23 protein-coding genes and 2 tRNA genes are annotated in these 18959 nt (G+C 68.5%); 11 read left to right on the plus strand and 14 right to left on the minus strand.

Features of this window, described 5'->3' with window-relative positions; translation table 11 throughout:
* Window positions 1-561: 561 nt before the first annotated feature.
* Window positions 562-2619: a M23 family metallopeptidase gene (locus tag BM140_RS22145; RefSeq protein WP_091951297.1), complete on the plus strand. Its 2058-nt coding sequence runs from the start codon at window positions 562-564 to the stop codon at window positions 2617-2619.
* A 181-nt stretch (window positions 2620-2800) separates the two neighbouring features.
* Here BM140_RS22145 and BM140_RS22150 read toward each other — a convergent pair whose 3' ends face one another.
* The gene (locus tag BM140_RS22150; RefSeq protein WP_244535572.1) at window positions 2801-3085 is read right to left on the minus strand and encodes a DUF167 family protein; all 285 of its coding nucleotides are present in this window, start codon (window positions 3083-3085) and stop codon (window positions 2801-2803) included.
* A 44-nt stretch (window positions 3086-3129) separates the two neighbouring features.
* A complete protein-coding gene (locus BM140_RS22155) occupies window positions 3130-3726 on the minus strand; it encodes a PilZ domain-containing protein (protein ID WP_131803928.1) in 597 nt (198 codons plus the stop codon).
* 112 nt (window positions 3727-3838) lie between these two features.
* Here BM140_RS22155 and BM140_RS22160 point away from each other — a divergent pair, with 112 nt between their 5' ends.
* Window positions 3839-4030, plus strand: coding sequence for a hypothetical protein (locus BM140_RS22160; RefSeq protein WP_091951207.1), 192 nt, complete (start codon window positions 3839-3841; stop codon window positions 4028-4030).
* Window positions 4031-4047: 17 nt separating this feature from the next.
* Here BM140_RS22160 and BM140_RS22165 read toward each other — a convergent pair whose 3' ends face one another.
* The gene (locus BM140_RS22165) at window positions 4048-4530 is read right to left on the minus strand and encodes a sigma factor-like helix-turn-helix DNA-binding protein (RefSeq protein WP_091951210.1); all 483 of its coding nucleotides are present in this window, start codon (window positions 4528-4530) and stop codon (window positions 4048-4050) included.
* A 261-nt stretch (window positions 4531-4791) separates the two neighbouring features.
* Between BM140_RS22165 and BM140_RS22170 the strand changes: the two genes are divergently transcribed.
* Window positions 4792-4867 (plus strand) — tRNA-Thr (locus BM140_RS22170).
* A gap of 229 nt (window positions 4868-5096) precedes the next feature.
* On the opposite strand, the gene BM140_RS22175 is transcribed toward BM140_RS22170, so the two are convergent.
* The 5 genes from BM140_RS22175 to BM140_RS22195 all read right to left on the minus strand — a co-directional run bounded on the left by BM140_RS22175 (window position 5097) and on the right by BM140_RS22195 (window position 8331).
* On the minus strand, window positions 5097-5309 hold the full coding sequence (locus BM140_RS22175; protein ID WP_091951213.1) for a hypothetical protein: 213 nt from the start codon (window positions 5307-5309) through the stop codon (window positions 5097-5099).
* A gap of 62 nt (window positions 5310-5371) precedes the next feature.
* On the minus strand, window positions 5372-5503 hold the full coding sequence (locus tag BM140_RS26640) for a hypothetical protein (protein ID WP_280142622.1): 132 nt from the start codon (window positions 5501-5503) through the stop codon (window positions 5372-5374).
* Between the two features lie 243 nt (window positions 5504-5746).
* Entirely contained in the window at window positions 5747-6127 is a 381-nt protein-coding gene (locus BM140_RS22180) for a hypothetical protein (RefSeq protein ID WP_091951215.1), read from the minus strand.
* 58 nt (window positions 6128-6185) lie between these two features.
* Complete coding sequence (locus BM140_RS25570) at window positions 6186-6758, minus strand: site-specific integrase (protein WP_131803930.1); 573 nt, start codon at window positions 6756-6758, stop codon at window positions 6186-6188.
* A 1159-nt stretch (window positions 6759-7917) separates the two neighbouring features.
* The gene (locus tag BM140_RS22195) at window positions 7918-8331 is read right to left on the minus strand and encodes a helix-turn-helix domain-containing protein (RefSeq protein WP_091951221.1); all 414 of its coding nucleotides are present in this window, start codon (window positions 8329-8331) and stop codon (window positions 7918-7920) included.
* Window positions 8332-8681: 350 nt separating this feature from the next.
* Here BM140_RS22195 and BM140_RS26435 point away from each other — a divergent pair, with 350 nt between their 5' ends.
* From BM140_RS26435 to BM140_RS22225, 7 genes are all read left to right on the plus strand, one after another.
* Window positions 8682-9077, plus strand: a complete 396-nt coding sequence (locus BM140_RS26435; protein WP_244535573.1) for a DUF4160 domain-containing protein — start codon at window positions 8682-8684, stop codon at window positions 9075-9077.
* Between the two features lie 10 nt (window positions 9078-9087).
* Entirely contained in the window at window positions 9088-9351 is a 264-nt protein-coding gene (locus tag BM140_RS26440; RefSeq protein WP_244535574.1) for a DUF2442 domain-containing protein, read from the plus strand.
* Between the two features lie 258 nt (window positions 9352-9609).
* The gene (locus BM140_RS22210; RefSeq protein WP_091951222.1) at window positions 9610-9948 is read left to right on the plus strand and encodes a type II toxin-antitoxin system HicB family antitoxin; all 339 of its coding nucleotides are present in this window, start codon (window positions 9610-9612) and stop codon (window positions 9946-9948) included.
* Window positions 9890-10012, plus strand: coding sequence for a ribbon-helix-helix protein, CopG family (locus BM140_RS26015; RefSeq protein ID WP_244535575.1), 123 nt, complete (start codon window positions 9890-9892; stop codon window positions 10010-10012). The genes BM140_RS22210 and BM140_RS26015 overlap by 59 nt, the downstream gene beginning before the upstream one ends.
* 348 nt (window positions 10013-10360) lie before the next feature.
* A complete protein-coding gene (locus tag BM140_RS22215; protein ID WP_091951224.1) occupies window positions 10361-13033 on the plus strand; it encodes an excinuclease ABC subunit UvrA in 2673 nt (890 codons plus the stop codon).
* Between the two features lie 107 nt (window positions 13034-13140).
* Window positions 13141-13560: an EVE domain-containing protein gene (locus tag BM140_RS22220; RefSeq protein WP_091951226.1), complete on the plus strand. Its 420-nt coding sequence runs from the start codon at window positions 13141-13143 to the stop codon at window positions 13558-13560.
* An 87-nt stretch (window positions 13561-13647) separates the two neighbouring features.
* Window positions 13648-14265, plus strand: a complete 618-nt coding sequence (locus BM140_RS22225) for a ParB-like protein (protein ID WP_091951228.1) — start codon at window positions 13648-13650, stop codon at window positions 14263-14265.
* Here the strand turns inward: BM140_RS22225 and BM140_RS22230 are convergent.
* Complete coding sequence (locus BM140_RS22230) at window positions 14229-14735, minus strand: disulfide bond formation protein B (protein WP_091951230.1); 507 nt, start codon at window positions 14733-14735, stop codon at window positions 14229-14231. The genes BM140_RS22225 and BM140_RS22230 overlap by 37 nt on opposite strands.
* Window positions 14732-15313 (minus strand): YqaA family protein, encoded by a 582-nt coding sequence (locus tag BM140_RS22235; RefSeq protein ID WP_091951232.1) that lies wholly within the window; start codon window positions 15311-15313, stop codon window positions 14732-14734. Before BM140_RS22235 ends, BM140_RS22230 begins: the two co-directional genes overlap by 4 nt.
* A gap of 231 nt (window positions 15314-15544) precedes the next feature.
* Between BM140_RS22235 and BM140_RS22245 the strand changes: the two genes are divergently transcribed.
* Window positions 15545-15629: transfer RNA gene (locus tag BM140_RS22245), tRNA-Leu, on the plus strand.
* Window positions 15630-15636: 7 nt separating this feature from the next.
* Here the strand turns inward: BM140_RS22245 and BM140_RS22250 are convergent.
* The 4 genes from BM140_RS22250 to BM140_RS22265 form a co-directional block, all read right to left on the minus strand.
* Window positions 15637-16332 (minus strand): glutamine amidotransferase-related protein, encoded by a 696-nt coding sequence (locus BM140_RS22250; protein WP_091951236.1) that lies wholly within the window; start codon window positions 16330-16332, stop codon window positions 15637-15639.
* 123 nt (window positions 16333-16455) lie between these two features.
* Window positions 16456-17832 (minus strand): ethanolamine permease, encoded by a 1377-nt coding sequence (gene eat, locus BM140_RS22255; RefSeq protein ID WP_091951239.1) that lies wholly within the window; start codon window positions 17830-17832, stop codon window positions 16456-16458.
* 104 nt (window positions 17833-17936) lie between these two features.
* Window positions 17937-18224, minus strand: a complete 288-nt coding sequence (locus tag BM140_RS22260) for a hypothetical protein (RefSeq protein WP_091951241.1) — start codon at window positions 18222-18224, stop codon at window positions 17937-17939.
* A 77-nt stretch (window positions 18225-18301) separates the two neighbouring features.
* Window positions 18302-18889, minus strand: coding sequence for a PilZ domain-containing protein (locus BM140_RS22265; protein ID WP_091951243.1), 588 nt, complete (start codon window positions 18887-18889; stop codon window positions 18302-18304).
* Window positions 18890-18959: the final 70 nt, after the last annotated feature.

The following is an 18959-nucleotide window of genomic DNA, read 5'->3' on the forward strand; positions in this document are numbered from 1 at the left end:
GCCGAGAACGCGCCATCGCTCCGGTTGCCCGGCCCGATCAGCCCCGTCTTCAGCGATAGTACCGCGGCGGTCCCGTTCACGCAGCGACCGCAGTCGCCGCCGGGAAGTCCGCCCGAGCGGTCCGTGGCGTCTAGAGCCGGCGAACCGTCCTGTCAACCGTCGATCCGGCTGACACATCCGAGACACCGAGGACAGCGATCGTCCGATCCAGTCGCCCGGATCAGCCGTGCCGCCAAAACAGTCCCGAAGACCTCAAGACCACCGTGCCACCCAGTGGGTGGGCCGCGGCGCCCCGTCGGTGAGGTGCTTCTACGAGCCCCCAACCCCCACGTCAATCGAAAAATCCAGAAAAGTTCCCTGCATTCGATCACGGGCGGATCACGGCCGTGTGACGGCACGCTCGCGCGCGGGTGTCGGCCGGTCGGGCCCGTCCGCCTCAATGTGGACATGCTGGCCCCGGACATCCCGAAGCCGAAGTCCAGGTCGCCGGTTCGCGGCAACTCTGGTAAGTCTCCTGCTCATCGAGACATCCGGTCCGAAGCGCCGATGCAGAGGAAGCCCGTGACGCGCGAGCGGCTGAAGATCGGAGGAGCGGCGGGAGCGCAGAGGCGCCCGGCCAACCTGCCGCGGGGCGTCGAGCCGCCGCTCAACCTGCTCGGCGCGAATGCCCGCCAGATCGACCGCCGGGATGTCAACCTGCGCTGGCTCTGCGCCAGTGCCCTGACCGGCATCACCGGGGCGCTGCTGATCGGCGCGGCGATCCACATCTCCCTGCAGGGCGACGTGTCGCTCGCCGCGATCTCCGACAAGCCGACTCTGATCGCCCGGCCGCAGCCCGCCGAGGAGGCGGGCGTGGCCCTCGCCCACAAGGGCGACCGGCTGGTGCGCAATCTGATGATCGCCTCGGCCAAGCAGACCTTCCGCACGCCCGTGACCGTGCGGCTCGGTGATCGCGAGATCATCAAGGTCAAACCGTTCGTGCGGATCGCCTCGGCCCTGTCGATGCAGACCGGGGTGTTCGCCGCCGACGTGCCGCGCTTCGATCCGATGAAGTTCGTCTCCGACGAGCCGCAGGAGCGCGCGCCCGAACCGAGCGCGGCCGACGCGCCCGGCGCCGAAGTCACCGTGGTCAAGCGCGATCTCGCCGACATCGCCCTCGACGCCAACGCGCCCGCCCTCACCGACGAGGACGTGACGGCGCAGGTCGAGGAGGAGCGCCGTCTCACGGCGGAAGCCGGGCGACGTACCGCGCTCCCGCTGGCGCCGCAGATCATGCTGTCGCGCACGCTGCGCCAGGGCTCGGGCTTCCCGGGTTTCGACGAGAAGAAGCCGGAGGACGGCAGTCCGTTCAAGTCGATCGAGGTGCTGGTCGTCCCCGAGAACGTCACCAAGCTGGCCAAGGTCGAGTTGCGCTCCGGCGAGGCGCCGCTGGTGGAGGAGCGCGACCTCGCCTTGAAGCGCGGGGACACCGTCGAGGCGATGCTCAAGGCCACCGGCCATGCCTCCGACGCGGCGATTGCCGGCATCGTCGCCGCGCTCGGCGGCAAGGCGAAGGTCTCGGGCCTCTCGGAAGGCCAGCAGTTCCGCGTTCAGGTCGCGCCGGGGCCGAAGCCCGGCGACGGACGACAGGTGACGCGCGTGGTGCTCTACGGCGAGAGCGGGGTGCAGGCGATCGCCGCGATCAACGACAAGGGCGCCTTCGTCCCCGTGGCGCCCCCGGTCGACGAGACCAAGGCCCGGACGCCGGCCGCGCAGGCGGAGGCGCAGGAGGGCGACGACGAGGAGGACGAGGGCACCGGCCCGCGGCTCTACCAGAGCCTCTACGAGACGGCCGCGCGCCACGACGTCCCGCGTGCGACCGTCGAGGATATCGTCCGGGTGTTCAGCTACGACATCGATTTCCAGCGCCGCATCTCGGCGGGCGACGGGCTCGACCTGTTCTACACCTACGACGAGGATGCCGGCCCCGCCGCGGCCGAGCGGCCGGAACTGCTCTACGCCGCGCTCAATCTCGGCGGCGAGTGGCGCAAGGTCTACCGGTTCCAGTCCCCCGACGACGGCTCGATCGATTATCTCGACGACCAGGGGCGGTCGTTGAAGAAGTTCCTGATCCGCAAGCCCATCGCCGACGGCATCATGCGCTCCGGCTTCGGCTACCGGCGCCATCCGATCCTCGGCTACGCCAAGCTCCATACCGGCGTCGATTGGGCCAACCCCATCGGCACGCCCATCGTCGCGGCGGGCAACGGCACGGTCATCAAGGCCGAGTGGGATTCGGGCTACGGCCGCCGGGTCGAGATCCAGCACATCAACGGCTACGTCACCACCTACAACCACATGTCCCGCTTCGCCCGCGGCGTCACGGCGGGGGCGCGGGTGCGGCAGGGACAGGTGATCGGCTATGTCGGCTCGACCGGCCTCTCCACCGGCGCCCACCTGCACTACGAGGTCGTCATCAACGGCCACTTCGTCGATCCGATGAAGATCCGCGTGCCGCGCGGGCGCGAACTCGACGGGCGCCTGCTCGCCGAGTTCAAGCGCCAGCGCGACCAGATCGAGGCGACGATGCAGAAGTCGAAATCCGCCACCGCGATGGCGCAGCGCGACGCGATGCGCTGAAGTCCGGGCCTCTCAAGGGAGCAAGCCCTTCGGCGGGGCGCCGGGGGCCCGGCCTCCCCTCACCGGCTCTGGCCTGGACACGCAAAGGGACATGTCTCCAGCCCTTTCGAGATCGGCAAACCCCTCCGGTCGAGAGAACCGTCTTTTCCGAAAGCCGGTTCCCACCTTTCGGGAGGATGCTCTATCCGGCGGTGATCCACGCCTCGATCCGGGCGGCGAGCGCCGCCGGATCGCCGGACAGGCGCAGGCGCTTGATGCGGGAGGTCTCGCCGGAGGCCAGCGCGACATCGCCTTGGCGCAGGCCGAGCTCCTTGGCCACGAAGGCAACGAGGGCCGCATTGGCCGCCCCCTCCACCGGCGGCGCCGCCACCCGTAAGGCCAGGACCGGCCGCCCGTCCGCCTCCACGCGCACGCCGTCGAGGGCGGCGCGGCCGGCCCGCGGTGTCAGGCGCACCGTGAGGATCACACCGCCGGCCTCGAGTCCGTAGGGCCACGCCGCGCCGGAAGCGGTCAGAGCACGACCTCGGGGCTGAACGTCTCGCGGCTGAACGGCAGGCGGAACCGGGCGGCGAAGCCGGTCTCCGTCGGGCGCACGACGGCGGCGTAGCGCAGGCCGACGCGGACCACGGCGCCGACCGGCGGCGGGATGTCGGCGGGCGCCTCCAACTGGAGAGCGACGCCGGCCATCGACAGATCGACGATGCGGGCCGCCACGACCCGTCCGTCGGGAAGGCGGATCTGGGTCCGGTCGTTCACGGGAACGAGACGCGGCGCGGTGCGCTGCTCATCGGTGCGGGCCTCCTGCCACGCAATGCGCGCCAGGATGCGGGCCCGCCGCGCGGCGCCGACCTCGAGGCGGATGCGGAAGCGCGACGGCCGCACGCGCTCGACGCGTCCGCGCAAAGCCCCGATGCCGTCGAGATAGCACACCACCCGCTCGCCCAGGCCCGGCTTGCCGGAGCAGGCGATCTCCGCGCCGTCGGCGTCGAGGTCACTGGCGAGGCAGGCATGTTCCGTGCCGTCCTCCAAGAGGCAGCGCCCCGGCACCGCCAGCACACTGACCGGGCGTGAGGCGGGAACCGCATTCCATGGCGATGGCTCCGCCATCTCTCGCTCCCGGGGATGAATCGATGCCGTACGGGATCGGGCGGACTGCCCCGAATCGACCGGCATGAATCGTTCGACCGTCCGAAGGTCGCTCAGCCGAGCTTAACACCCGATGATCGCACGCATCGCCCCGGACCGGACCTACATCCGCTCGCGGCTGTTCGGTTCGGTGAGGCTCGGCTGGATGACGACATCGGACCCTGCGCCGTCGAGCATCGATAGGCTTTCGATGGCGGCCGGACCGTTCTCGGCGCGCGATGAAGGCCGAGGCGAAGCCACGATTCCGATGGGACGTACGGTCTGATAGCGTGAGCCGGGCGTTCAGGGGGGCGGATCCAGATCCGCGGCGAGGCGGGCGCGGGCGCGGGCGACCCGGCTCTTGAGGGTGCCCACCGCCACGCCGCAGATCGCTGCGGCCTCGCCGTAGGTGAAGCGCTGCGCGCCCACGAGGAGCAATGCTTCGCGCTGGGCGTCGGGCAGCCGGCGCAGGGCGTCGCGAAAGGCCAGCGGCTCGGTGCGGGGGGCGTCCTGAAGGGCATCCCGCTCCGCTCGGCCGCGGCCTGAGGGGCGTTCGGCCTGGAACCGGCGGTGCAGGATCGCGAACAACCAGGGTATGACATCGACGCGGGCGGCGGCATCGGCGTCGCTCCAGGCACGTACGAGCGTATCCTGAACGAGGTCGTCGCCGCGGGCGCCGTCGTCGGTCAGGGAATGGGCGAAGGCCCGCAGGGCCGGGATCGCCCCGAGCAGGCATGCCCGCAAATCGGGTTCGGCCGGCAATCCGGCAGGACGCATCGACGCCATCGCGAGGCTCCTCCCCTGCGATCAGGTGGTCGGGCCGCATCGGCTCGTTCGGACGGACCGGTGCACCGTGGCGAGAGGCCGGGACGCCGCAAACTTCGGAACCGGCCGCCCCCATCCCGGTATGCGGGACGGGGCGGAATTAGGCCGGGCTGGTTGAATTCACTCTGAAACGGGCATTCAGCCGAACGTCAGCGTCCGGAAACGTCCGGAAACATCGCCGGCTTGCGCGCCGGAAAGCGGGCTGGTAGCGAAACGGGCAGAGCCGGTTTAGCTCAGTTGGTAGAGCAACCGCCTTGTAAGCGGTAGGTCGCGAGTTCAAGTCCCGCAACCGGCACCACTTTTTTCGACGGGAGTTGAAACAGGCGGTTTTCGTTTCAACTCGGCGACGGAATTGGCCCTTGGCGGCTCCCCTCTCGGGCGGCCTCCGAAACGAAAAAACGCCCCGGCCGAAGCCGGGGCGCCAAGGTGATTGAGGAGAAAGGTGAGGCGGGGCGTCAGCCAGCCACCTTAAGGTGGAAGAGTCTCGCGACCATACCGCCGAACGTCGTGATGATGCCCACCGCGGCTCAGCTCAGCGCCCTTTCGAGCTTGGTCACGCGATCCGCCAGGGCTGCGTCGGCCGCCACGATCTCGTTGCGGGACATGAACGGCTCGATGTCGCGGCGGTAGACCACGCCGTCGAGTTTGCCCTCGATCACCTCGGTGCGCTTGGCCATGCCGGCCGTGCGCTCATCGATCCGGATCAGCAGCTCGCCGGCCGTCTCAGTGTCTTTGGTCATGGCGCGCCCCGATTCGGCCCCTCGGGATAAGGCGGCCGCCCGGTGACGGGCGGCCGACAGGGTTAATCGGAGGGCTTCTCGACCCCGCCGAGGATGCTGACGAGGGCTGCGCCGCCGCCGCTCACCAGGATCGTCACCTGCGCCGCAGTGTTCGGGTCGGCGATCAGCGCGCGCTGCATGGCAGCCACGTTCATGGTCGTCCTCACTATGTCAGGGGGGGGAGGAGGGCCGCGCGCAGGCGGCGGGCTTCGGGCGGGCCGCGGCGCCAGAGATGGTCGATCTGTAACGAGACCCAGCCGAGGACGTGGGCGAGTGCCAGGGTGCTCAGGTGTCCGCCTGTATTGCCATTGGTGTCGTCGGCCGTGACGGCGGCTCCACCGTGGCGGCCGCACCGATCTCAAGGGAGATCGGTGTCGCCAGCACGCTGATCTGGAACGTCAACTCACTACTGCCATCGGTCCCGCCCATCCCCCACCCGTTCGCACGCTGCCTGCCGCCCAGCGCCGTCCACAACCACCGCCGACGTCGAAGGTCACCTCTCGCGCCCAGGGCGGCTTGGTCCACGTGCTCGTGGCGGTGACGACATCGACCTGTGTGAGAGCGGCGAGGCTGCTGCCGCCATCCGCCCGCTGGGAATCGATCACGCTCCCATTGGCCGCCGCACGCACCTCCTCCAGTTCGGCCGACATGGCAGGCAGGATCGGCGGCACCCGGCCGACCGACTCTTCGATCGCACGCCTGGCGTTCTGTAGCGATGGGATGAGCCGATCGATCTGGTCGTGCAGGCCCGTCAAGCGCTGGCGCAGACGCTCGACCACGTCGCGGTGCCGCGGCCGATCTCTCGCGCGATTGAGACCTTCTCGATCGCGCGAGAGATCACTTGGAGGCAACGGATATACGCCCCCTCGTCACCGGGACGGCCCATCCGGCTTTGAGCCGGCCGCGGTCGCAGCCGCGAAACACCGGGCCTTCGGTGATGCCCGATGACTCGAACCAAGCATCGACCGCGGCCGGAACCTTGAGCTTGCTGTAGAGGACGGCGATCGTCTGGCCTTTGCCGGCTTGGTCCGTCTTCGACCGGCGCAGATGCACCACCAGCCCGCGGCGATCGCGCTCGAGAATCGAGCACATCGAGACCGACCCGCTCGAAGCACCGTGGCGAGATCCCGGCTCCGCGCCTTGCTGACAACCTAGATGATTAGATCGACGGTGAGCTTCTGCTTCGTCGGCGCTCGCCCGAGCTTGTAGCGGATGCCGGGGATCTGGCGCACGTCTTCCCGCGCGGTCGTTCAGGTCGTCGGCCGCAGATAAGCCCAACAGGCCGGGCAGTTGGAAGTGGTTGCGCAGCTTGTATGGTGCAACGCGGCGGCCTTCACCATTCTGCGCTTCTGCGATCGTTTCGCAAGCGCGGATCCGCGCCCGGTCGAAAGCGGAGCGCCTCCACTTCATGCGGTTGTCCTTGCAGAACGGCACCACCGAACCGCCGCCCCCGCTGCCGGTCGCCTTCTATCGGGCTTAGTGTCTCTCACAAAACTCCCCCTGCGCCGTCGCGCCCGGAGAGGACACCGGCTGTGAACGGGAGTTTTGTGAGGCACTCTTAGAACAGAAGCGCCCGCCGCTCGTCCGAGCCATCACCCAGCACCGTCCCGCGGAAGGCGATCATGTCGAAAGTTGCATCCTCGGGCCCGATCTCGCGGAGAGCGCGGCGATCCCACCGTCGATGGATGATGCAGGGGCCGCGGAACACCCGCCAATCCGAAAGACACCTGTCATTCCGGAGGCTGATGGAGTGGACGCACCGCATGCTCCGATCCGCACATGCAAGAGTTGAAGGGCTAGGCCACGGCGCCCTGGTGAACACTCTGACGGATCAGACAATCTCCAGCAAGGCCCCGGTCTTCGCCCACACGTCATCGAGCACGGATTGCGGCACCGTGTCGATAAGGGTCACGTTGCGCGCGCCAATCGATCGGCCGACCCTAGTTGCTCAAAACTCTACCATGAACATTCAAGCTCACAGGCAGGACCACTTCGTCAAGAAAGATAGGCGACTGGCCTGTAGCCGGACAGGTAAAGCATCGGCCTACTCTGCCGTTTTAGCCTATATCCGCGATGAAGAGTGCGCATCGCAGGCCCGATTTCTCAGCACCCTTCGCGGGAGGAAATTCTAGATGTATCAGATCGTCCTCATCGGAAGTGAAGGCACCGGCGCCACCAGATTTTGAGCCGACCGAAGGCCGCAAATTGAGTTTCTTCATATAACCTTTCTTCATAAAACCTGAAGATTAAATTTCAACGAGCGTATATCAGCCCTACAATCATATTTTAATCGACAAATTTTCTCGAAAATACGTCAACTTTGCCGCACTAACCTTTCCTGATGCCACATCCCGAACTTATCTGGATTAATATAACACAAATACTGTTATACCGACGGTAAATGAGATTTAATTACAATATTTTTAATATAAATTAGCTGACGCCGCCATATAAATATATATATTACTTGGAAGGGAGACGGCGTATCGCCATAGTATATACGCGTAGCCCCCCCGGTTAGTTAAGGAGGAGGCGTAAGATCGCGATGGGGCGCCTACGGCTCGGTCCATCAGGGGCCGTTGTCTGGCTCGCCGCGTAGGGCTCGGCCCGCGATGACCGCCTGAAACAGCGCTTCCTTCACCCGCTCTCGAACAGGCTCGCTCTCCTCGTCCGAGCGGAGATAGGCGCGCGTCAGTATCGCCTCCGCTAGCGCCACGGCGGATGGAACGTCGCTTGCCAACCTCATCAGGTCGTCCATGATCGCCTGCGGCACCCGCGCGATGGTACCGCACTCGGCAGCCAACCGGAGGGCCGCCCGCTCGGCAGCAAGTTGGTGGATCTTGCGAGCCTCGCTTCGGCCGTTTTCAAGATCGTTCCAGGCTTTCAGTGACAGACCCAACGCTGTCGCCATCTCGGCCTGCGTCAACTCGAGGTTTTTGCGGACCGCCATCAATCGATCGCGGCGCTCCTGTGCAATATCCATTGTCGATCTCACGAGCCGGCGCTACCTTCGATTTTAGGAACCGGGCGAGGTGGCCAGACCCCGCCCAGCCCCCAGGGTTACAAGAACAGGGCAACTGTGATGACCAGGACCCAACTCTTATACTAGAAAGGGATTGAGAGGTTGCGCACCTCTCCTGTGGACTTGTCCGGCGACCGCCGCCGGACAAGATAGATATAAGCACAAAAATTGCACCATTCGACATAAATATGGACTTTATTAATTTTCGGTCACTGTTTTTAAGACGGTCTTCCACCCGCCTACGGGCGCTTCTTTCCGGCTAACGGCTTAGATCCCTACAGCATCACCTTCCTCTACCGTCTCGCCCGCATGTGGGCGCGCGCCTGCAGCGAGGAGGCGCCGAGGGTGCATCGATCCCACCGGCCACGGCTCGGCACCACCAAAAACATAGTCCGAAAGTTGAATGGTATCTGTCGAGTCTATCCGATTTTTGGACTATATTAATTCCATCGCCGGGGGCGCTGACGGGCAGGCTTCATCAGTTCGGCAAGGTGGTTATCACGGTCTACGGCAACGACCATCTGCCGCCGCACTTCCACGTCCTCTCGCCCGATGCCGAGGCCCTGGTCGAGATCGCCACGCTGGCAGTCCTGGCCGGTTCGCTGCCCAGCCGCATCGCGCGCGAAGCCCTGGCCTGGGCCGCCGCCAACATCGATCGCATCCGCGCCGAGTGGAACCGCATCAACCCTCGCTTCCCGATTGCCTGAGGTCTCCGCCATGACGACCAAAATTCCCCGGATCGCCGCCGTGACCGTCGCTGCTCCTTCGGCCCTGGCCGTGCGGTTCGATGACGGCACCGAGACGCAGGTCGAACTCGCCGGGTGGATCGCCACTGGCGGCACGCTGCTGGCGCCCCTGCGCGATCCGGCCGTGTTCGGCACCGCCAGAATCGGCCTCTACGGCGGGTCCGTCGCCTGGGGCGAGGAGGACGGGGATCTCGCCATCGACGCGCACCATCTGCGCCTGCTCACCGCCGAGTAGCGCCCCTTCGGCTGAGTCGATGCCGAGGCGTGGCAGCGCGAGGTCGGGCTGTCCAACAATGAGGCCGCCGACTTCCTCGGTCTGTCTCTGAGCACGTGGAACGCATACAAGGCCAGCGCGAACATCCCGACGCCGGTGGCGATGATATGCCGTGCGGTCCAGCGCGATCCGATCCTGCTGCTGGCACACCTTCGCCCGCGCAAGCCGGGTCGGACTCGGCACATTCCATGAACCCGCGGCAACTCTCGGATTCGATCGATGCAGCCTTACCTCGCCATCCTCTATCCACCTGAGAGTTCAAGTTCCTGGGGCGTCGTCTTTCCCGATCTGCCCGGCTGCGTGTCGGCAGGCGACAGCTTCGAGGACGCGGCGCAAGCGGCGCGGGAGGCACTGTCCGGCCATCTCGCAGCCCTGCGCGCCGACGGTGATCCGATTCCGCGGCCCCGAACTTGGACGGAGCTGTCGGCCATTCCCGAAGCGACCGCGCACGGGGCCTTCGTCCAGCTCATCACGCCGCGCCGCGTCCCGGGCCGAGCGGGTGCGGATCAACATCACCATCGACAAAGGGCTGTTGCGCGTGGCCGACGAGGCGGCTGAGGCTCGCGGCCTCAACCGCTCCGCCTACATCGAGCGGGCGCTGGAAGCTGCGACCGGGCGGTGACGTCAGCGCAGGTCGACCTGATAGGGAGCAGGTCCGATTCCCAAGCATATACTGGTCGTCGTGATCCCAGCCGCGCTTCTCACGGAAAGCTCGCTCGGCGAGATCGAGCTCGATGCGAGGGGCACGCTTGGCTGGCTGCGGAGGATGAGCCAGCTTTTGTAGCCTCTTCATGAGGCAAGCGGCGGCTTGGCCTCTGACGACAGCCCACCGCCGGACGGCTAAGCGGCTGGCCTGCGACCTGGGCTGGCGATTGCGGCCCCGCAGGGGTGGCGCCCGTGCGCCCGAACCTCTAGGCGGCGCCGGAGGCGTCCGGCATCCCGCGCGACGGATGCGGCGAGAGGACCGACAGTGGATCAGCCGAAACCGAGAGACGGGGTCAGGATCGCCCGGGCGGGGGCGGGGCGGCCGGGCTATGTCACGGTGCGGGGCGCGCGCGAGCACAACCTGCGCGACGTGGACGTGGAACTGCCCCGCGACGCCCTCGTGGTGTTCACCGGGGTCTCGGGCTCCGGCAAGTCCTCGCTCGCCTTCGGCACGCTCTATGCCGAGGCGCAAAGGCGCTACTTCGAGTCGGTCGCGCCCTATGCCCGGCGGATGATCGATCAGGTCGGCGTGCCCGATGTCGACGCGATCGAGGGCCTGCCCCCGGCGGTGGCCCTGCAGCAGCAGCGCGGCACGCCGAGCGCGCGTTCCTCGGTCGGCAGCGTCACCACCCTGTCGAGCCTCGTGCGGATGATGGTCTCGCGCGCCGGCACCTACCCGCCGGGCCAGCCGATGCTCTACGCGGAGGATTTCTCACCCAACACGCCGCAGGGCGCCTGCCCGTCCTGCGGCGGGCTCGGGCGGGTCTACCGGGCGACCGAAGCCTCGATGGTGCCCGATCCGTCGCTGACGATCCGCGAGCGCGCCGTCGCGGCCTGGCCCCAGGCCTGGGGCGGGCAGAACCTGCGCGACATCCTCGTGAGCCGGGGCGTCGATGTCGACACGCCCTGGAAGGATCTGCCGCGGGCGCTGCGGGACTGGATCCTGTTCACCGACGAGCAGCCGCAGGAGCCGGTCTATGCCGGGCTCACCCCGGAGCAGACGCAACTCGCCCGCCGGCGGCGTCTGGAGCCGAGCTACATGGGCACCTTCACGAGCGCCCGCCGCCACGTGCTCGGCACCTTTACCAACTCGCAGAGCGCCCTCATGCGCCGCCGCGCCGCGCGCTATCTCGTGAGCGAGGATTGCCCAGCCTGCCACGGCAAGCGCCTGAAGCCCGAGGCGCTCTCGGTCACCTTCGCCGGGTACGACATCGGCGAATTGTCCCGCATGACGCTCTCCGATCTCGCCGAGGCGATGCGCCCGGCGGCCGAGGACCGCCTGCCCGACGCGGACGCCCTGTCGGCGACCCTCGACCGCGACGCCGGGCGGCAGGACCGCGCCCGCCGCGCCGCCGCGGGCGCCTCGGCGCATACGGGCGCGCCGGACGTGCGCGTGACCCCGAACCTCTCCATCGAGAAGCGGCTGGCCGCCCAGCGGCTGGCCGCCGACCTGATCGACCGGATCGGGACGCTGACCGAACTCGGCCTCGGCTACCTGTCGCTCGACCGGGTCACCACCACCCTGTCCTCGGGCGAATTGCAGCGCCTGCGTCTGGCCACCCAACTGCGCTCGCAGCTCTTCGGCGTCGCCTACGTGCTCGACGAGCCGACCGCCGGGCTGCACCCCGCCGACGGCGACGCCATGCACGAGGCGCTGGCCGGGCTCCTCGCCTCGGGCAATTCGCTGTTCGTCGTCGAGCACGACATCGGCACGATGCGCCGGGCCGACTGGCTGGTCGATGTCGGCCCGGAAGCGGGCGAGCATGGCGGCACCGTGCTCTATAGCGGCCCGCCGGACGGGCTTCGCGACGTGGAGGCGTCGCGCACGCGGCTGCATCTGTTCGGTCTCGCCACGCCACCCCGGCGCCCGCGGCGGGAACCCTCGGGTTGGCTGCGCCTGGAGGGCATCGTCCGCAACAACCTGAACGGGGTCGAGGCCGCGTTCCCGCTGGGCTGCCTCACCGCCGTGACCGGCATCTCGGGCTCCGGCAAGTCGAGCCTCGTCAGCCAGGCGCTGCTCGAACTCGTCGGCGACCGCCTCGGGCGGCCGGTCGAGACCGACGACGAGCCGGAGGATCCGCTCGACGACGCACCGGGCCCGACCGAGGGGCGCATCGTCGGCGGGATGGAGGGCGTCCGGCGCCTCGTGAAGGTCGATCAGAAGCCGATCGGGCGCACGCCGCGCTCGAACCTCGCGACCTATACCGGCCTGTTCGACGCCGTCCGCAAGCTGTTCGCCGCGACCCCCGAGGCGCGGCGGCGGCGCTACGACGCCGGCCGCTTCTCCTTCAACGTCGCCAAGGGCCGCTGCCCGGCCTGTGAGGGCGAGGGGTTCGTCAGCGTCGAATTGCTGTTCATGCCGAGCGTCTACGCCCCCTGCCCGACCTGCCACGGCACCCGCTACGCGCCGGAGACGCTGGAGGTGACGTGGAACGGCCTGACCATCGCCGACGTGCTCGGGCTCACCGTCGAGCGCGCCTGCGAGGCCTTCGCGGACGAGCCCTCCGTGCTGCGCCCGCTCGCCGTGCTACGGGATCTCGGGCTGGGCTACCTGCGCCTGGGCCAGCCGGCGACCGAACTCTCCGGCGGGGAGGCGCAACGCATCAAGCTCGCGACCGAATTGCAGCGGGGCCAGCGCGGCGGCACGCTCTACGTCCTCGACGAGCCGACGACCGGGCTGCACCCGACCGACGTGGACCGCCTGATGCTCCAGCTCAACGGCCTGGTCGATGCCGGCAACACCGTCGTCATGGTCGAGCACGACATGCGCGTCGTGGCCGGTGCCGATCACGTCATCGATGTCGGCCCCGGCGCCGGAAATCTCGGCGGCACCATCGTGGCGGCGGGCCGCCCCGAAGCGGTGGCCGCGGCGCCGGCGAGCCGCACGGCGCCGTATCTGCGGGAGGAACTCGGGGCCTACGAAGCCGAGGGCGCGTAGCATCCCCACCGACATCGACGGCGTCGAGCGCGGGCGGGGTTTCGCCCGCTTCAAGCGCGGCCGCAATTCCCGTAAGCGGGAGCGTCCTCCACGGAGCCCCCTCCCCCATGGCCTACTGGCTGTTCAAGTCCGAACCCTCGACCTGGTCGTGGGAGCAGCAGGTCGCGGCGGGCGAGGCCGGCACGTTCTGGAACGGGGTGCGCAACCACCTCGCCAAGAAGCAGATGCAGGCGATGCAGGTGGGGGAGCGCGGCTTCTTCTACCACTCGAACGAGGGCAAGGCCGTCGTCGGCATCGTCGAGATCATCAAGCCGTACTACCCGGATCACACCGACGAGACCGGCCGCTTCGGCATGGTCGATGTCCGCGCGGTGGCGCCGATGCCCCGCCCCGTGCCCCTCGACGTCATCAAGGCCGAGGACGCGCTCAAGGGCATGATGCTCGTCGTCAACTCGCGCCTCTCGGTCCAGCCGGTCACCGAGGCCGAATGGGCCTTGGTCTGCGCCATGGGCGGCTATACGGGGTGAGATTCACATATATGTGAATCGCGGCAGCTTGCCGTCGCGCCGAAGCGCACTCGCTTTGCCGCGACACGACGAACGGACGACACCACGATGGCCCCGCGCGAACCCCTGCTCAAACCCGTGCCGATCACCGAGCTGCGGCCGACCCAGATGACGGTCGGCTACCGCGAAGTGGCGGAGAAGCGCCGCCGCTGGCGCGACCACGACGCGGACAAGAAGGCCGCCTTCCTCGGCTCGCACATGATCCCGGTGCTGCTCGGGCCGAAGAAGCACCACTACGTCATCGACCATCACCACCTCGCCCGCGCGCTGCACGAGGAGGGCGTCGAGAGCGTGCTGGTGACGGTGGTGGCCGACCTGCACAAACTGAGCAAGGACGCGTTCTGGACGGTGGCCGACCACAAGTCCTGGGTCCATCCCTACGACGCCAAGGGCGTCCGGGTCGGCTTCGAAGACATCCCGAAGAAGATTTCGGATCTGGCCGACGACCCCTATCGCAGCCTCGCGGGCGAGCTGCGCCGAGCGGGGGGCTTTGCCAAGGACACGACGCCGTTCAGCGAGTTCCTCTGGGCCGACTTCCTGCGGCGCAAGGTGAAGCCGAAGCTGATCGCCGACGACTTCTCCGCCGCTCTGGAGCGGGCCATGCGCTTCGCGAAGTCGCCGGACGCCGGCTATCTGCCCGGCTGGTGCGGGCCGGTCGAGGGCTGAGTCCCACCGAGGGCCGCCGCCGCCGCGACCAACGCGAGGGCGGCGGCGATCACGGCGTTCCAGCCCGCCAGCGAGACGCCGAGGAAGCGCCACGCGGCGGCCGTGCAATCGACCGGCCGCACGCTCTCCAGGCTCTTGAGGAAATCGCCGACATCCGCCGGCCCCGCGCCGGAGCCGCCGCCGCAATCGGTCGGGCCGGGCCAGAAGCCCCATTCGGCGCCCGCGTGATAGACGCCGAGCCCCGCCCCGTAGAGCAGCACCAGGGCCACTAGCCCCAGCAGGAACCGGGCCGGCCGCGGTGGCAGGAACGCGGCGACGAGCGCGAGCGGCGCCGCGAGATAATAGGGCACCCGCTCGGTCAGGCAGAGCTTGCACGGCACGTAGCCGAGGCCGTGCTCGAACACGAGCGCGGCGCCGACGGTCGCGGCCGCCGCGACGGCGAGCGCCAGGGCGAGGGCACGCAGGCTCACAGCATCACCTTGAACGCGACGAAGCCGAGGATCACCACCGCGGCGAACAGGCCGGCCACCACGTTCAGGTGCCGATCGAGCACCGCGCGGATGCCGACGCCGTAGCGCCCGAGCAGGGCGGCCAGCAGGAAGAACCGCGCCCCGCGGGTCACGACCGACAGCACGGTGAACCAGAACAGCGAGTAATGCGCGAAGCCCGAGGTGATGGTGACGAGCTTGTAGGGGATCGGCGTGAGGCCTTTGAGCAGGATCACCCAATGCCCGTAGGTGGCGTAGGAGGCCTGGAACGTCTCGGCCTTGTCGGCGAGCCCGTAGAGGTTGAACAGCCACAACCCGACCGAATCGAACAGCAGCGCGCCGATGGCGTAGCCGACGAGCCCGCCGAGCACGGAGGCGACGGTGGCGATGGCGGCGTAGAGCCAGACCCGGTCGGGCCGGCTGACCGCCATCGGCACCAGCATGGCATCGGGCGGCACGGGGAAGAACGAGCTCTCGGCGAACGCCACCGCCCCGAGGGCCCAGGGTGCCGAGGGCTTGGCGGCGAGTGCGAGTATCCACTCGTAGAGACGGCGGATCATGGGTCCTCATCCGCGAGAGCATCGGCCCGAAAGGTGGCTTCCGGCTTTCGGAAAAAGACGATGCAGAAACAAGGATCGAGCGCCGCGGCTCGGATCTCCGATCCGAGACGAGGCGCGGGCGGGAAGCGTCGCCCTTTCAGCACAGAAGGGCGGCGGAAGCGAGGGTGTGCCGGTGGGCTGAAATTCGCGCTGGCCCTGAGGCCCCGGCCTGTGCCATGAGGCGGGGGCGTCGCGGGTATGGCGGAATTGGTAGACGCGGGCGACTCAAAATCGCCAGCCGCAAGGCGTGGGGGTTCGATTCCCTCTACCCGCACCATCTCCCCTCAATCAGATTTCAGGAACCGGCGGATCCAGCCCGCCACCCGGTCGTTGTCGGCGCTTGCCTCCAGGGAGGCCAGCGCGTCGCGCACCAGGGCGGGATGTCGCTCGCCCGCGCGGTGCCCGTCCGTGAGCGCGCGGGCGTAGTCCGGGCGGAACTCCGGGTGGCACTGGAACGAGAGGGCGGGCCGGTCGGCGTAGGCCAGCACGCCATAGGGGGTGAAGGCGCTGCCCGCGAGCACCCGGGCGCCGGGGGGCAGGGCCACGACCTGATCCTGGTGGCTCACGGGAATCGCGATCGCTCGGCCATCGTCCATGAAGGGCGCCCGCTCGATCACCTCGTAGGCGTGCAGCCCCAGGCCCCAGCCACGCGCGGAGCGCTCGACCCGGCCGCCGAAGGCCTGCGCCAGCGCCTGATGGCCGAAGCACAGGCCCACGAGCTTGGTCGTGCGGTCGAGGTCCCGCAGGAAGGTCAGGAGGTCGGCGACCCACGGCGTCGCATCGTAGACCGAGGCGGGCGAGCCGGTGATGACGTAGGCCTCGAACGCGTCGGACGCCGCGGGCCAGTGCCCCGCGGTCACGTCGAAGCACGTATAGGCGTGGCCGTCGCCGATCAGGGCCTCGACCATCGCGCCGTAGGAGGGAAAGCGCCCGCCGAGCCGCTCCGGCGGGAAGCCGGTTTCCAGGATGCCGATCTGCATGGGCTTTTTCTCATTGTGCATCGATCCCGACCCTTGGTCGGGCTCGACGCGCCCGGCGGACGACCGCCGCCGCGCATTTGCGCGGGCGGACGACGATGAGGAAGTCTCATCGTCGTCCGGGGTTTAGATCGCCGGATCGAAGCTCGAAACCGGCTTCACGGCCGCAGGCTTGGCGACGAGCCGCGCCAGCCCGACCGCGACGACCATCACGGCGGCGAAGATGGCGAAGATCAGCGGGTTGTAGACGATCAGGGCCACAAGGCAGATTCCGGCCATCACCAGCGCGAAGCCCGGTGCGTAGGGATAGAGCGGCGCCCGGTAGGGCCGGGCCAGCGACGGCTCGCTGCGGCGCAAGCGGAACAGGGCGAGCATGCTCGTCACGTACATGGTGAGCGCGCCGAACACCGCCATGGTGACGATGCTGGCGGTGAGCGACTGCCCGGCGACGCTGACGAGGCTGTCGCTGTAGATCGCCGCGATGCCGACGACGCCGCCCGCGAGCGTGGCGAGATGCGGCGTCTGGAAGCGCGGATGCAGCCGGGCGAAGACCTGCGGCAGGAAGCCGGCCCGCGCCAGGGCGAAGATCTGGCGGGCATAGCCCATGATGATGCCGTGGAACGAGGCGACGAGCCCGAACAGGCCGAGCCAGACCAGCATGTGCAGCCAGCCGCTCGACTCGCCGACCACCCGCTTCATCGCCTGCGGCAGCGGATCGTTCAGGTCGGAGAGCGCCTTCCAGTCGCCGGTGGCGCCGGCAAACAGCATCACGCCGAAGGCGAGCGCGGTGAGCGTCAGCACGCCGGTGATGTAGGCGATGGGAAGGGTGCGCTTGGGGTCCTTGGCTTCTTCGGCCGCCATGGCGACGCCCTCGATGGCGAGGAAGAACCAGATCGCGAAGGGGATCGCGGCGAAGATGCCCCCGAGCGCAGGGAGGCTGAACGTGTCCTGCCCGGCCCAGCCGCCGGCCACGAAGTGCGACACGCTGAAGGCCGGGGCGACGACGCCCATGAACACGAGGAGTTCGGCCACCGCCAGCACGGTGACGACGAGCTCGAACGTCGCGGCGATCTGCACGCCGACGACGTTGAGGCCCATGAACACGAGGTAGGCGCCGAGGGCGGCGTGCTTCGGGTCGAGGCCGGGAAACTGGACGTTCAGGTAGGCCCCGATGGCAAGCGCGATGGCGGGGGGCGCGAACACGAACTCGATCAGCGTGGCGTAGCCCGCCACCGCCGCCCCCGTGGGCCCGAAGGCGCGAAGCGCGTAGGCGAACGGGCCGCCCGCCTGCGGGATCGCGGTGGTGAGTTCGGTGAAGCTGAAGATGAAGGCCACGTACATCGCGGCGACCGCGACGGTGGTGACGAGGAAGCCCAGCGTGCCGGCCTGCGCCCAGCCGTAGCTCCAGCCGAAATACTCGCCCGAGATGACGAGCCCGACGGCGATGCCCCAGAGGTGGAAGGCGTTGAGGCTCTTGTCGAGCGTGGTCGAAGGCGTCGTCATGATGGGTCCCCCGCTGGCCCCATGGGGCCATGGCGAGTTTCCCCAAGCAAGAGCTTTGCCTCACCGTGGGACGGGAGCGCCGAGAAGGCGCCCCCGCGGGTCGCTCAGTAGCCGTAGCTGCGCTGTCCGTAGCCCTGCGGGGCGCCGTAGCCGGCGCCGCGGGGCTGGACGCGGGAGCCGTAATCGATCTCGCGCTGGCGCCGCGCCTGACGGTTCGCCAGGGCGCGGCCCGCGAGGCAGCCCGCGACCGCGCCGACCACGCCGCGCTCCGCGAGGTAATGCCCGGCGACGCCGCCGATGATCGCCCCCTTGATGCACCCCTTCGCTTCCGCCGTTCCGACGCTCAGCAAAGTCACGACCGTCATGGCCGATGCCGTCGCGATGATCCGCATGCCGCTCTCCTTGGGACAGTGGCCAGGGTAACGGTGCGAAAGCGCGGGCGTTCCCTTCGGGTGGAGGCCCGAGGCCGTCACAGCACGATCGAGGGGTTGAAGGTCTCCGGAGAGAACGGCAGCCGGAAACGCACCGCCATGCCCCCCTCCCGATCGCCCTCCAGGATACGGACGACCTCGGCGTAGCGCTTGCCGACCTTGACCTTCTGTCCGACCAGGGGACGCAACCGACCGTCGAGGGCGATGGCCGCGCCGGAGGGCGAGAGGTCGAGGATGCGCCCCTCGATCGGGAACCCGTCCTCGAATTCGAGGGCGACCTCGGGATGGACCGGGACGATACGCGGCGCGGCGCGCTGCTCGACGCGTCCGTCCGCGCAGGCCGAGAGCCACGCGATGCGGGCGGCCAAGCGCTCGCGGCGTGCATCGGTCAGGGCGAAGACCACCGTGAACCCACGCTCCGACGGGTCGGTGACGTGCCCGTGCAGGAGGCCGACCCGGTCGAGCCGGCAGGTGACGGGATCGCCCGCACGCGCTCGGGCCTGCAGCGCGAGCTCGGCGCCGAGAGGTGACAGGCGGCGCGCGATGCAGGCCTGTTCACGCCCGTCCGGAAGCAGGCAATGGCCGGGCAGCGGCTGGGAATAGAGCAGTTCTCGAAATCGCGGCATCCGTTCGCCCGAAATCCACGTGTCGCGTCAACGTGATTCCGACAGATTACCGAAGCCTTAGCCACATCAC

Source organism: Methylorubrum salsuginis (assembly GCF_900114375.1).
GTDB lineage: Bacteria > Pseudomonadota > Alphaproteobacteria > Rhizobiales > Beijerinckiaceae > Methylobacterium > Methylobacterium salsuginis.